This window comes from Bradyrhizobium sp. CCBAU 11361, assembly GCF_028128935.1.
Lineage (GTDB): Bacteria > Pseudomonadota > Alphaproteobacteria > Rhizobiales > Xanthobacteraceae > Bradyrhizobium > Bradyrhizobium niftali.
In genome coordinates this window covers 1-14,030 of sequence record NZ_LBJZ01000128.1, presented here as the reverse complement: position 1 = coordinate 14,030, position 14,030 = coordinate 1, and the positions used below count along the sequence as shown (strand labels likewise).

General features: G+C 60.2%; 8 protein-coding genes and 5 pseudogenes. 6 read left to right on the top strand and 7 right to left on the bottom strand.

What is annotated here, in order from left to right; translation table 11 throughout:
• Positions 1-174, top strand: a 174-nt coding sequence (gene tnpB, locus XI08_RS46240) for an IS66 family insertion sequence element accessory protein TnpB (RefSeq protein ID WP_442869799.1), incomplete at its 5' end; no start/stop codon positions are given.
• Between the two features lie 145 nt (positions 175-319).
• On the opposite strand, the gene XI08_RS11010 is transcribed toward tnpB (XI08_RS46240), so the two are convergent.
• The 6 genes and pseudogenes from XI08_RS11010 to tnpA form a co-directional block, all read right to left on the bottom strand.
• Complete coding sequence (locus XI08_RS11010; RefSeq protein ID WP_271574410.1) at positions 320-946, bottom strand: plasmid pRiA4b ORF-3 family protein; 627 nt, start codon at positions 944-946, stop codon at positions 320-322.
• An 8-nt stretch (positions 947-954) separates the two neighbouring features.
• Positions 955-1,176 (bottom strand): annotated as a pseudogene (locus tag XI08_RS11005) (integrase core domain-containing protein); the annotation flags it as partial.
• 353 nt (positions 1,177-1,529) lie between these two features.
• A pseudogene (locus XI08_RS11000) lies at positions 1,530-1,691 on the bottom strand (IS481 family transposase); the annotation flags it as partial.
• Positions 1,692-2,166: 475 nt separating this feature from the next.
• Positions 2,167-3,724 (bottom strand): annotated as a pseudogene (tnpC, locus tag XI08_RS10995) (IS66 family transposase).
• Between the two features lie 51 nt (positions 3,725-3,775).
• On the bottom strand, positions 3,776-4,126 hold the full coding sequence (tnpB, locus tag XI08_RS10990) for an IS66 family insertion sequence element accessory protein TnpB (RefSeq protein ID WP_271574409.1): 351 nt from the start codon (positions 4,124-4,126) through the stop codon (positions 3,776-3,778).
• Positions 4,120-4,482 carry an IS66-like element accessory protein TnpA gene (tnpA, locus tag XI08_RS45980; RefSeq protein WP_442869798.1) on the bottom strand — a complete coding sequence of 121 codons (363 nt, stop codon included), beginning with the start codon at positions 4,480-4,482 and terminating at the stop codon, positions 4,120-4,122. Before tnpA ends, tnpB (XI08_RS10990) begins: the two co-directional genes overlap by 7 nt.
• A 95-nt stretch (positions 4,483-4,577) precedes the next feature.
• Here tnpA and XI08_RS10980 point away from each other — a divergent pair.
• From XI08_RS10980 to XI08_RS10960, 5 genes and pseudogenes are all read left to right on the top strand, one after another.
• Positions 4,578-4,744 (top strand): annotated as a pseudogene (locus tag XI08_RS10980) (IS66 family transposase); the annotation flags it as partial.
• Positions 4,745-5,381: 637 nt separating this feature from the next.
• Positions 5,382-6,206 carry an enoyl-CoA hydratase-related protein gene (locus XI08_RS10975; protein ID WP_271574408.1) on the top strand — a complete coding sequence of 275 codons (825 nt, stop codon included), beginning with the start codon at positions 5,382-5,384 and terminating at the stop codon, positions 6,204-6,206.
• Between the two features lie 1,245 nt (positions 6,207-7,451).
• Positions 7,452-8,306 carry an acyl-CoA thioesterase II gene (tesB, locus tag XI08_RS10970; protein WP_271574407.1) on the top strand — a complete coding sequence of 285 codons (855 nt, stop codon included), beginning with the start codon at positions 7,452-7,454 and terminating at the stop codon, positions 8,304-8,306.
• 680 nt (positions 8,307-8,986) lie between these two features.
• A complete protein-coding gene (locus XI08_RS10965; RefSeq protein ID WP_271574406.1) occupies positions 8,987-9,802 on the top strand; it encodes an enoyl-CoA hydratase/isomerase family protein in 816 nt (271 codons plus the stop codon).
• 1,303 nt (positions 9,803-11,105) lie between these two features.
• A complete protein-coding gene (locus XI08_RS10960) occupies positions 11,106-13,553 on the top strand; it encodes a CaiB/BaiF CoA-transferase family protein (protein WP_271574405.1) in 2,448 nt (815 codons plus the stop codon).
• A 297-nt stretch (positions 13,554-13,850) separates the two neighbouring features.
• Here XI08_RS10960 and XI08_RS10955 read toward each other — a convergent pair.
• A pseudogene (locus XI08_RS10955) lies at positions 13,851-14,030 on the bottom strand (hypothetical protein); the annotation flags it as partial.

Below are 14,030 nucleotides of genomic sequence, written 5' to 3'. Positions count from 1 at the left end.
TATGTAGCGACGCAACCTGTCAACTTCAGGAAGGGTGCGGAGGGCTTGGCGCTGCTGGCGAAGGGGACGCTGCGCCATGACCCGATGAAGGGCGCGGCGATGGTGTTCCGGGCGAAGGGCGCCGATCGGGTGAAGATTGTCGTCTGGGATGGCAGTGGCCTTGTGATGTACTGAAAAAGGGTTGATTGAAGTAGCTTCAAATGGCCTCCCATCCTGGCCGACGTGATGCGGATGAATGCGGCCCAGCTGTCAGCACTTCTGGCCGGCATGGATTGGACGTAAGCGTAGCCCTGCGGCCCTTTTGAGTGGCGCTTGACGCCTATTTTGTTCGCATGGCGCGTCGCCGCGGTTTCCATGTGTCGGACAACGCGTTGACGGCGGCTTCGAGCGCCTTCCCGTCGACGACGTTGGGATCGAACCGCTCCGGGCCCCAGAGGCGCATATGTTCGTGCTCTGGATGGGCGGGGTCACCGATGGCATCGAGGTATTCGGCATAGCCTGGCGCACCGCCGACGTCTTCCGGAGGGCAGCGGCCGGCAGCATCGAGCAAGAGGGGAAGTCCCTCTGTTGTCGCGTTGTCGAACCATTTTTCGAGCTTGATCACATGGTCCCAGCTGTCGCCGAAGTCATAGAGATAATGGATCGTCTTGGCGCCGGTCTCGCGAACGATATCGGAGAGCCGCGCCTTGCGGGCATCGATGGGCTGGGGGCCAAAATCACCGTCTGGATCAGGGATGCCCCAACGTTCTTCGCCAGCGTGGAACTCGAAGAGGTGGCTGTTTGTCCAGCCAAACGCCGCCTGAAGCGTCAGATGCAGGCGGTCAAGGCGCAGGGTGACGGGTACGACAAGGCGACGCATCACGTCCGGCTTCACGTCGTTGTAAAAGAAGGGACTTGAGCTGACAGTGAGGGCTTTGTCGCGGCAGGTGTCCGACAAAGGTTTCATGTCCGACCTCACGCAGCCGGCAACAATTTCTCTCTCGACAGAGCACTTGCGTCAAGCAAGGTTTGCATCGGCGTCTTGCCGTAGCACCAGCGCCCCTGATGCGGGCGCACCTCATTGTAGGCAGCGATCCACTCATCGAGATCGCTCTGCAAGGCAGTGATGCTCGGATAGATCTTCTTGCGGAACACGACGCGATAGAACTCCTCGAGCACGGTGCGGTGGAAGCGCTCGCCCCCCCCCCCCCCCCCCCCCCCCCCCCCCCCCCCCCCCCCCCCCCCCCCCCCCCCCCCCCCCCCCCCCCCCCCCCCCCCCCCCCCCCCCCCCCCCCCCCCCCCCCCCCCCCCCCCCCCCCCCCCCCCCCCCCCCCCCCCCCCCCCCCCCCCCCCCCCCCCCCCCCCCCCCCCCCCCCCCCCCCCCCCCCCCCCCCCCCCCCCCCCCCCCCCCCCCCCCCCCCCCCCCCCCCCCCCCCCCCCCCCCCCCCCCCCCCCCCCCCCCCCCCCCCCCCCCCCCCCCCCCCCCCCCCCCCCCCCCCCCCCCCCCCCCCCCCCCCCCCCCCCCCCCCCCCCCCCCCCCCCCCCCCCCCCTCGCCGTGCGCCTCCTTCTCGGATTTGGCCTTTTCCAACGCAACGAGCTGGGCCTCGGTCAGCACCAGGCCGTCCTGGGCCATCTTGGCCTCCAGCGCCGTCAGCCGCTTCTTGACGTTGGCGAGGTCGTGACGCAGCCACACCGCCCGCACGCCCCCCCCCCCCCCCCCCCCCCCCCCCCCCCCCCCCCCCCCCCCCCCCCCCCCCCCCCCCCCCCCCCCCCCCCCCCCCCCCCCCCCCCCCCCCCCCCCCCCCCCCCCCCCCCCCCCCCCCCCCCCCCCCCCCCCCCCCCCCCCCCCCCCCCCCCCCCCCCCCCCCCCCCCCCCCCCCCCCCCCCCCCCCCCCCCCCCCCCCCCCCCCCCCCCCCCCCCCCCCCCCCCCCCCCCCCCCCCCCCCCCCCCCCCCCCCCCCCCCCCCCCCCCCCCCCCCCCCCCCCCCCCCCCCCCCCCCCCCCCCCCCCCCCCCCCCCCCCCCCCCCCCCCCCCCCCCCCCCCCCCCCCCCCCCCCCCCCCCGAGCGCTCCTGCTCGCCCGCAGCTCCATTCCCTGCCAGTTCAAACCTTGCCGTCAGATTAAGTCGAAACTTCTACACACGTCGTTGAGGATCACCTTGATCCGGACTGCGGTCGTGTTGAGGCTCATGCTGCCAATCTCGGATCGTGGGCATGCATCGTATAGGTCGACGCCCAGGGAAGCAGTTCGTCCAGTCGCGCCGCAGGCCAGCCATTGACGAGCTTCGCGAGGACGTCGGAGAGCCAGTGTTCGAAACTATTGAGCTTACAGGTCTCGATTAACGAAGCTAGTACTGCCCAACTCTCGGCGCCTTCGTCGCAACCGGCAAAAAGGGAGTTCTTGGCGTTGAGCTTGATCGGCCGCATCGCACGCTCGACCGCATTCGTGTCCATTTCGATGCGCCCGTCATCAAGGTAGATCGTCAGGCCCTCCCAGTGACGCAGTGCATAGCGCAAAGCCTTCGCCGTGTCGCTCTTCTGTGCAAGGTGATCAAGCTTTGCCTCAAACCACAGCTTCAAGGCTGCAGCCAGAGGCCGGGCATGCGCTTGTCGGCCCGCAGGGCGCTCGGCATCAGAACGGCCACGTAGTGCTTTCTCGACCGCGTAGAGCTGGGCAATGCGCTCGAGGGCCTCGCGGGCAACCGGAGCCGGCGCCGCTGAAGCCTCGCGCTCGATCTTCACAAATTGGCGTCGCAGATGCGACCAGCAGAAGGCGAGCGTCCCGGACAGGGCGTCCGCACGCGTCTCTCGGCTCATGGTCTTGTAAGCCTCATAACCATCGCAATGGATGATGCCGCGGTAGCCCTCGAGCAAGCGCAAGCCATGAACGGCCCCACGGCCCGGTGCATAGGCGTAAACAACGCCAGGTGGGTCAGGTCCGGCCCAAGGCCTGTCATGGCGCGAGAGCGCCCAGAAGTAGCCGGTTTTGGTCCTGCCGCGCCCCGGATCCAGTACCGGCGCTGGGTCTCATCGACACAGAGCTTCGAGGAGGTGAGCAGAAGCGCGCGCAGACGATGCCACAAGGGCTTCAATTCCTGGGCGGCATAGCCGACCCAGAAGGCGAGCGTGGAACGGTCGAGCGCGATACCGTGCGTCGCCAGCATCTGTGCCTGGCGGTAAAGCGGCAAATGCCAATGATACTTGGCGTCGATCACATGCGCGACGAGCCGCTCGGTGGGCAGTCCCCCTTGATCAATCGCTCGGGCGCGGCATGCTGGAGGACGACGCCATGACAGGGGCGGCAGGCCAGTTTGGGCCGGCGGGTGACGATGACGCGATACTGCGCCGGTACAACGTCCAGCCTCTGGCTCTCATCGCTCCCAATTTCAAAAAGCACGCCTGCGCAGCACGGGCAACAGGTTGAAGCGGGCATCAGGGTCTCGCCGATGCGCGGCAAATGCTCCGGCAGCTGACCACGGTTGGCTCTGCGCTCGGCAGTTCTCTTCTCGCAGGTTCTGGGATTGGCGCGATCCTCGGCTGCTTCGAGAGCCGCGACGGCCGCTTCGATGTCCTCCAAAACAAGCTGTAGCTGATCAGCGTTCAGCTTTTCCGAGGATCGACCGAACTGCGCATCTTTTGCAAGCTTGAGCAACCGCTCGAGCTTGGCGCAGCGATCCAGCAAGGCGGCGGCAAAGACACGCAACTCGGCTGGATCGCTCGGCAGCTCATCAGGCAAATCACCCATGGGCCCGAGTCTGCCATGCTTCGCGCCCGATGCAGCGAAGATTTTGTATCCTTATGCAAGCGCTTTCGGCTGCGGGATTCGAGGCGCGTGCATGCCCGTCCAATCCATGCCGGCCAGAAGCGCCGACAGCTGCGCGGCATTCATCCGCATTACGCCGGCCACGATGGGAGGCCATTTGAAGCCGCTGCCATCGAGCCGCTTCCAGTACATCACAAGGCCGCTGCCATCCCAGACGACAATCTTCACCCGATCGGCGCGCTTTACACGGAAGACCGCCACACCCTTCATCGGGTCATGGCCCAGCGTCTCCTTCGCCAAGAGCGCCAAACCATCCGCACCCTTCCTGAAGTTGACAGGTTGGGTCGCAACGTAAATCGTGAGGCTCGCGGGTGGTGTCAGCATGAACGTGTCCGTCGGAGTGCCATGAACACATCACTCAACACAGCAAGGCCAGGCGCCCCCCGCACCTCCACTCGTGCACCCTGGAATTCGACCGTAACAACGGCTGCTGATTCCGGCACCACCGGCACGAACGATAGTGTATCTGCCGGCGCCGGCAGCACCAATTGACCTAAACGCGCCCGGCGCCGCCAGTCATGCACCTGCTGGGGCCGGCAGCCATGACGGCGGGCGATATCTGTTACAACCGCGCCTGGCTCGAGGCTTTCCGCGACAATCCGTGCCTTCAAATCATCAGGCCACTGCCTTCGACCTGCGCCTGCGTACACTTCGATACGCGGTGACAACGGTCGTCTTATGTCGTCAGAATGGTCGTCCATTGTGAGCACCCTCGCAGAAGACGACTCTCCTAGCGGTGCTCTCAGGACTGAGTACAAAAATTCTCAAGGGCACGCTTACGCTTGTTCTGGGGGACATCGAAGAAGCCGTCGCGGCTCTCGAAGTAATTGAGCGCCAATCCCAGAGTTTGCGAGAAGAGGACGGCCGCACGCAGGGCCGATCCGTGGTCGGCGACCGGAGCATTTGCCGCGCATCATCGAAACCGTCATGCCCGCTGCAACCTAATGCCCTCGTGCTCGTGGAGTGGGAGCCTCGCGAACTTACCGCGCGAGGTTATCTGGTTGGCTGCCAAGCAGCTGGCAGACCGGAGATGCCCCGACAGACATTAGCGGGCTGCTGCGAGAACAGCGCCGGGCATTTTTCGGTCTCTTCTGTCGGGTTTCTGATAATGACACAACGGCTGTCGAGTTTAGAACAGCGGCCACAGCATGGGCGGTGGGCTATTCTTCAACAAAGGCGCAGAGGCTTAGACGCCTGACCGTCATTGGCATGGCAGTTGCTATTCCGGCATTGCGGTACTAAGCGAGGTAAGGGGAAAAGCATTCAGACACGAGTCGCATGAATCCGAACTCGGAGCATCTCGGGAGGTTTGAGCCATACTTTGTCCGCCTCACGTCACTGGCTGATATTCGTTAGTCCGATCCGTCGGTGACTGCGATCGCGTGCGAGAGGCGGTCGGCTATATCAAGACGGATTTCGAACCCGCGCGTCGTTGACAATTTGTGATGCGCCACTGAACTCGGTGGCGCGAGAATGACAACTAGTTGCATTCAAAGAAGAGACAGACTTCAGCGCGGTCGTCCTCGGCAATATTAACGTAGCGCTAGTGGTACGTGTGTCAGACTGTGGAGCAGTTAGCATGTCAAAGAAACTCGAAATTGGCTCGGGAGCAGATGAACTGTTGACTGAAATCCGCCAGCATGTTGCCATCCTCACACTCAATCGGCCGGAAGCGATGAACGCCCTTACTGGCACCTTGGCCGCGGCGTTGGGCAAGCGGATCAGATGCTTGGCTGAGGATCCGCAAGTTCGTGCGATTCTTATTACCGGTGCGGGGAGTGCGTTCTGTGCAGGTGCCGACGTAAAGCGCATGAATCGTAATTCGACCGAGGTCGAGCAGGCCCTTGAGCAACGCGTGGCCGATTTTCGCGTCGAGCAGCGGGCGTTAGTCGGAGCGCTGGTCGCAGTGAGAAAGCCAACAGTTGCGGCCATTCTCGGTCCAGCAGCGGGCGCGGGTCTTGCGTTAGCGCTAGCCTGCGACATCCGCGTTGCCGCGCACTCAGCGATTCTGACCACCGCATATGCGCGCATCGGCTTGTCCGGCGATTACGGAATCGCCTGGTTGCTGACGCAAGTGGCAGGATTTACCCGTGCGCGCGAACTAATGTTCCTGTCTGAACGCATCGACGCGCAGGGAGCCGAAGCGATAGGCCTCGTTAGCCGAGTGGTGCCCGATGGAGAGTTATCGGATGCCGCCTTTGCGCTAGCGGTTTCCCTCGCGAGGGGACCAACGGTCGCTTTCGGTCGCATGAAGGACAATTTGGATCATGCTGTAATATCCACATTCCGAGCTTCATTGGACTATGAGGCCGAGAACGTGATCAGAACAGGGCAGACTCTTGACCATCGCGAGGGGCTGAGAGCGTTCGCGGAAAAGCGAAAACCAATTTTCGAGGGACATTGATGAAATGATGCCGCGAATGCCTGCGTCTTTCCTCCAGTCGAAATTGACTACAACCAAGTCGCGCACTCGATAGTCTTGGTTAACCGGCCTCTCTTGTTCGGCAAGCAGGAGGTCGAGACCGTAGGAACGAAGCGCTCCGTCAGACGCAGTTTTGTTGTTATTGGGAAAGTGAAGAACGCTCTCTAGAACTTCCGAGGTCGTCCGTGAGTACTGGCCGCGCATGCGGTGAAAACCATCTGCCCGTTTGAGGCGATACAAGTGCCTTATCGCTGATGTGCGCGTACAAGCCTTTCTGCAGATCGACTCTCGCCCATGTTAATGTGTAGAGCCTACCGCCGTGCAAGTCAGTACCGGTAGGAAACCTAAATATCAGCCTTGCCGCTTCAGCCATCAAACTTCTTTGATCTCACGCCATCTGACCCGACCACCGAAGAACAACATGAACTTGTTCTGCCGCCACGTTAACCGATCCGTGGTCAACATCACCAAACCTGAGAGGCTGGAGATCATGTTTCATCTCGCAAAAGGACGTAGACGCCTTCATCGAGAACGACCACGTGGGCGATCGTAAGTGCTGCGGTCTCGCCTGCGCGCCCATCAGAAAGATCAATCCAGGCGTCATCCATCGTTCGGTCAACAGGATACGGCCAGACCGCGCTTTGCGGGCCACGCGCGGCTATGATGCAATCCCGCATGCGATGGGGGCCTGATGAACGTCAGCGGCCATATCGACGAGGGCCCGATGAAGGTTGGCCCGTCGATCGTCGCAAGAGTAGCATGAACACCTCGATCGGTTTTTCCCGGCGCTTTACCATCGCTGCGCTTGAGAGCGCTCCAACACAGCCACTGGGACAGGCAGCTCGGCAGCAAGCCGAAGCCTCTCTCGAAAGAGAGCTCAAGAGAGTGTAGCTCGCCATTACCAGAGGTAAACAACAGCCAAAAAGCGTCTCTACTATTTATCTGGTCTCATCTTCTTGCGTGAGTGTTGCGAACAACCCTCCCCCCGGGCTCCTGTAACATTCGTGCTCATTACCTGATGCCGGAAAGCTTCATACGGCACGGCAATTGCTAGAGGATGTGAATGATCACCGTGGCGGGCTCGCGATATGCGCTCTGAAGTCAATTAAAGTTGGTCGGTTGTTAAATCGGCGTGTGAGGACTGGCGAGTGCGGCTCCGCGATCTGAAACTCGGCTGCCGCGATGCGGTATGCGTGGTAAGAATCTCAAAAGCTCGAAGGGACGTCAATGACCTTCATCGACCTCTTCACTATCCTCGACCTCGAGCCGATGGATGTAAATCTGTTCCGCGGCAAGAACCCGGAGACAAGTCGCCAACGGGTGTTCGGCGGCCAAGTGATCGCACAGGCGCTAGTCGCAGCATGCCGCACGGTCAGAGGCCGGCTGCCGCACTCGCTGCACTGCTATTTTATTCAGCCAGGTGATCCACATGTACCGATCATCTATCAGGTCCAGCACCTGCGCGAGGGCAAGAGCTATTCAACCCGCGCCGTCACTGCAATGCAGCGCGACGACCTGATCCTCTCCATCATGGTCTCGTTGCATTCCGAGGAGCAAAGCGCTTTGAACCACCAAAATGCGATGCCTGACGTACCGCCACCTGAAAAGTTTACCATAGAAGAAGTGTCAAAGCACCCGAACTTCTCAGAGATGCCGGAAATCATCCGCCGCTACTACGAATCCGATCGCCCGATTGAACTGCGCCCCGTCGAGATGGGCCGTTACCTCGGTGAGAAGATCGACCACGGCCGCATTCACATCTGGATGAGGGCCGCCGTCGAACTACCCAATGATCCGGCGCTTCATATGTGCGCCCTAGCCTACGCGTCCGATTTATCGCTGCTCGATTCCGTGATGGCGCGGTATGGACGCACCCTGTTCGACGAGAGCATGGTATCCGCAAGCCTTGACCACGCAATGTGGTTTCACCGCCCATTCCGCGCCGATGAATGGTTGCTTTATGCCAAAGATTCGCCGAGCGCGCAGGCCGGACGCGGTCTCGCGCGCGGCCTGATCTTCAAGTCTGATGGCACGCTGGTGGCGTCCGTCGTGCAGGAAGGCTTGGTGCGCGAGCGACGCTGAGCCCTCATCTGCCTGTTCGTAACCGTTTGCTACGAATGGCGGCCTGCGAGTTAGCTCGCGCAGATAGATCTTCACTTCGAAAATGTTGCCGTAAATGGCCGCTTCGAGCCGGCTACGAATAGCCCGAAGCGCGAGGTGAGAAGCGGCCTTCTGCCGGTCAAAATTGAATATCTCTGAAAAGGTGCGGTGATGCTCGCGTCAGATAGTCTGCCATGTGTCGCAAAGCAAACAGGCCTTGTAACCAAAAGCCGCAGCGGTGTCGACCAGCGTGCTGGCCGGCACGCGACTTGCTAACGTATCCGAGACCGACGTCTGAGGACGACCATGTCAGCATGGCGTATATCGTCGGTGCACGCGGTGAAGCGTGCGATCTCCTTGGCAGTGCCACCGGAAGCCGTCGCGGACTGAAATGCCTAATGCCGGGCCCGGAAAAAGGGCGTTTCCTGACAGGGAGGTGATTAAGCGAACTGGAACTGCCATGGACACCAAGTGAGGGTGGCTCTCAGAACCGCGATATTAGGAAGCTGGATTGCTGTTGCGGGACAAATCAACCATGGCACGCGTCCGATCGGACGCTTTTCGCTCCTTGGCGCAACCGCTCCACCGCCGCTTCGTCGGTTTGCTATCGAGAGGCACGCAAGAACCACGAATTCTCACAATACACAAAGAAGGCAGTCAAGATGGATTACAAGTTGCTGCAATATGAAACGGACGAAAGGGTCGCCACTATAACCTTCAACAATCCAGACCGGTACAACGCATTCAATTCAAGCATGAAGAATGAATTCAGAAATGCGATCTCCAAGGCGGACCAGGACGAGGATATCCGGGTCATTATCGTCACCGGTGCTGGCGGAAAGGCATTCTCTACAGGCTATGATCTAACCGAAGCAATTGACATCCCGCGACAGTCTCCGATCGCCTGGCGCAGGCGGATCACCGATGACTTCGAATTCACTTACACGGTGTGGGCCTGCTCGAAGCCCGTAATCGCGCAAATTGAAGGCTATTGTCTCGCTGGAGCTCTTGAGTTCGCTCAAATGTGCGACATTCGCTACTGCTCCGAGGACTCGCAGTTCGGAGTAGTAGAGAGCAGATTCTCCGGGGGCGTCGTGACGCTCGCTATGCCATGGATCATGGGCGCGCGCTGCCGCGAACTAATATATACCGGTGACATGATAGCCGCGAATGAGGCGAAGGAGATGGGCCTTGTGAACAGGGTGTTTCCGAAGGACCGCCTTCGGATAGAGACCATGAATTTAGCCAAACGCATGTCGCTGATTGCCATGGCGTGCCTGCAGGGGAACAAAAGGGCTATTAACCAGACCTACGATATTATGGGTTTCCGTGCGGCAACCGCGAACGGGATTGAGACCTGCGTGTTGCTCGAGGCGATCGATTCTCCAGAATATAAGGATTTCGACCTCTTGCGTCGAAAAATCGGTGTGAAGGAAGCTCTGAAATGGAGGGATTCCCAGTTCAAGAAGTACGAATAGGTAATACCGAGACCGGGGTATCCGCCCGAAATCGAGTGGCAAGATGTTCAGCCAGCCGTTCAACGGCTGAAAACCACAGACGTGTCTGAAAATTGGCCTGGGCGTGCTGGAGCAGGGCGCGCGCATTTACCGCCATCCGCGCGCGCCATCATCGTGGACGGTCCCAGCCCCCGGTGTTCGGCCTCTTTAAAATGTCGGCCCGGGTAATGCGAACGAAAATGGACAAGTTTTGACCAACCCCGAAGTCAGCAACAGCAATCCTGAGTTTTCCAACAGCCGAAGGAGGACACGTACCGCCAGCAAAGCCGGATGTTAAGTTAAATGGTGCACAGTAATGCAATCAGTTCGGTTGTCTTAGTTTTGATGCGCATGGCCCTATGTCGCATCTCATCCCGACGTATTGGCTTTCCCGTGCTCGTTTCCAGAGCCTTACATGGCCTTACGTCGTGAGACGCTCGGGGTCGGCCGAATTCGGCTTGCATTTTGCTCCTGAGATCTCGGAATTCTTCCGTGAACCTCGCCGCTTTTCCTCATTCCGGCGGGAGCTGTAAGCTCCACCAATTTTGAGAGCAGACCGCGGCAGTGAGGTCAGTTAGATGATTTTTTTCTGATCCATCGGAAATGGACCTTCCCGAGCCTGGCAGAAAGCGGCCTATGTCAAGGAATCACAGCTTTGCCAACGAACGAGTGTTGTTAGTGTTGCTGAAGGGGGCCTTGCTAGATATATCCGCGCCAATCACAGCAGCCCTTTTCTGGCCATTAGGCGCCGACTGCAACGCAAACAAATTTGCCGGCGCAATCAATCGTCCCTCAGAGCTCTTGGAGTATGCGTACAAGGGCCTCGCCGGTGGGCAGGCGACAACATGGCAGTCCTGAGCACCACCGAAGCTCTGGTCCCGTCGCTCGGTTGGTATGTTAGCTTTCTTGTAAGGCGACAGCGATGGAGGGGCCCCGGTCGCATACGGCAGTATCGGCAGGAAGCTCAGCTCGGCGATTATGGGAGCTTAGTGGCTACTGCCCCACCCCAAGTTTGTCAGATGTTCCGGACCTGTCCGCGCGCAAGCGCCCTTCGCACCACCTCCCGCAACACGAGACAATGGCTAAAGGCAGCTGGTCCTCTTGTACCCTCTCTGTCTTGCCAGCAATCGTCCATGTATCGATGCCTAGTAATAAAGCAATCGGAGTATCGATCCATGAGCATCGTGCAGCCGAGTGGCAGTGCGTTGCGGCTAGGGACGCGCCCGACGACTAGGCCCGTTCCAGGTGTGTAAGAGCATTAATATCACTGAAGATGGAGCGTTCGATGGAAGTGTTATCGCAATTGCGCATCGTTGAGATCGGTAGCTCGCCGGCCACCAGCTATTGTGCACGGTTGTTCGCCGATTTCGGCGCCGACGTCCAGAAGGTCGAGCCCCCGACGGGCGATCCACTTCGTCGCAAAGCGCCACTAACGCCTGCTGGCCGCAGCGCGTGGTTCGCATTCTTGAACTTTAACAAGTCAAGCATCATGGTTGACCGCGCCGATCCGGACTCGGTCGCCCGGGTCACGGCACTGATTGAGGAGGCCGACATTCTTGTCGATGGCCGCGATATTGATCCCGCGGAGTGCCCCTCAATTGATGTCGCCGCAATCCGGCGACGACGGCCTGGATTGATCTACCTCGATATGAGCTGGTTCGGTCGCGCGGGACCTTATGCTGAATTTGTCGCAACGGACGCGACGGTTCGGGCGCTTGCTGGGCTCATCAAGCTAGTCGGACCAGTCGCGGGTCCGCCATTGTATGCACCAGATTTCCAGACAGGTATCCTCGCCGGTTTGTGGGGCTTCATCGCCACGGCATCCTCGGTGGTTCAGCGATTACAGAAGGCGGCGGGGCGATCGTGGTCGCTCAGTATTTTTGAGTCGACTCTCACCCTCAGCGAGTACCAAATGTTCGAGTCGTTCGGGCGCGGCGGTAGGACACACCGACTTGGTATTAATCGCTTCTGGCCTACTTTTCCAGTCGGCATTTACAAAACCCGAGAAGGTTGGCTCGGTGTTACCACAGTGACGCTCGCACAGTGGCGCGCATTCTGCGACATGCTCGGGCTCGTTGAATTGCGCGACGATCCTGCGCTAGTTACCGGTGCCGATCGTCTGCAACAGCTGGAACGGATCGAACGGCAGTTCATGCCAAGGCTAAATACGCGAACCGCGCAGGAGTGGTTCGCGGAGGGATTGAAGCGCCAGATCCCGATCGTGCCGGTGCCCGAGATTTCTGATCTGCTCGAGGACGAGGAGAAGAAGGCGCGCGGCGCGATCGTGCCCATCCAGCTTGGCGGAGAGGAGGGACTGACGCCCGGTTCGATGCAGCGGTTAACAAGGACGCCGCCACGCTGGGGCGGCAAAGTGCCGACGCTTGCCGAGCGGCAGCCTCTGGCGAATATCCGAGCACCACGATCAGCGTCGTTGGACGGCGTCGAAGTCGGCGCGCTTCCATTGCACGGGATTCGCGTCATCGACTTTTCGATGGGCTGGGCGGGCCCATTGTGTACCCGTACCCTGGCAGATCTCGGGGCCGACGTCATCAAGATTGAGGCCATCCAGTACCCGGATTGGTGGCGAGGCGTGGACCGGCGTCCTGCTTACATTGACAATCAAATGTACGAAAAGACGCCGGAATTCTGCATCATGAATCGCAATAAGCGTGGCGTCACACTCGACCTGACGCAGCCGCAGGGACTTGCGTTGGCCAAACGACTCTTAGCAGGAGCCGATATTATGATCGCAAACTACTCAGTCGACGTACTGCCGAAGCTCGGGCTTGGTTATGACGTGATCAGAACATTAAATCCGCGGCTCGTCATGATGTCCATGTCTGCCTTTGGTGTGAACAGCGCCTATCGCAATTGTCGCGCCTACGGCTCGACTCTCGAGCAGGCGTCGGGATTGCCAAGCGTCATCGGAGCTGCCGATGGGCCGCCGTTGATGGGTCATATCGCCTTCGGGGATTCTGTCGGCGGATTAAACGGTTGCGCGGCAGTTCTGGTTGCGCTGATTCATGCCCGCAATACCGGGCAGGGGCAGTTCATCGATCTTGCGCAGGTCGAATGCATGATGCCGTTTGCGGCGCCGTGGATCACGATCTATTCGATCGGGGGCATGCCACCGCCCAAATATGGCAATCGGCATCCGCACTTCGTTCCGCATGGCTGTTTCAGGTGTGCGGGTGAAGACAACTGGATCGTAGTGGCCGCGACCGACGAAGACATGTGGCGGAGGCTTGCTATCCTTATTGATCGCCCAGACTGGGCCATGGACGCCTCGCTCAAATCTGCAGATGGTCGCCGTGCGATAGAGGATCTGATCGAGAAAGGCATCGAAGCGTGGACACTCAGTCGCAATGCTGACCAGGCTATGTCTGAGTTGCAGGCAGTTAGAGTTGCGGCCGGCGTGGCCCGTCTGCCGATTGATCTGCTCAAGGATCGGCATCTAACGTCGCGCGGATTTCTGCAGCAAGTCGAACGCGCTTTCATTGGCTCGCACCCGCAGCCATCTATGCCAATACGTGAAGCCGCAGGGCCCTACCCGGTGCGGATACCGGCGCCAACTCTCGGTGAACACAACCGAGAAATTCTGTCAGGGATTCTCGGGCTGTCGGACCGCGAAATTGCACAGCTTGCGAAGGACGGCATCATCGGTACCAAGATGCTGTCCGAAGCGGAACTAGCAAAGCAAAGGAAGCTACCTTCAGATCGTCAAAAGGCATGAAGGTCGATCGTACGTAGCGGATGCGTTTAACTCTCACAGTATCGGCTGATTTGTCCCAGGAGTTCAAACGTATGCCCGAGCATCCGCGCGGGCAGGCGTGACGGGCTGTTGAGACTTGTGGTCAGAAGCCCTCACAGTCCAATCAGGATCTTGTAGAACACCTCGATTTTCGCAAGGCGTACCAGTTAATCCTCTCGATTGCTTCGGAGCGCGTGCGGAGGGCTAGGCCTGTAATGAGCTTCCACTCAGTCGGTTTACGGCCCTTTGGCTTACCGCGCTCGGTCGCATGGATTATCGTCAGGTCGAGCGCTGGATAACGTTTCTGCTTGTCGATGGAAAGACCGCGATCCGCGTGAACTTGATTTCCAGCGCGACCTTCGTCGTCTCACCCTTGTCCTTAGGTAAGCGGCGTGTCTCCCGCACCTTGTTGCTGTTGAGCAGACCGGCAATATGCGTTCCGTCTTGAAGAGGACGGTT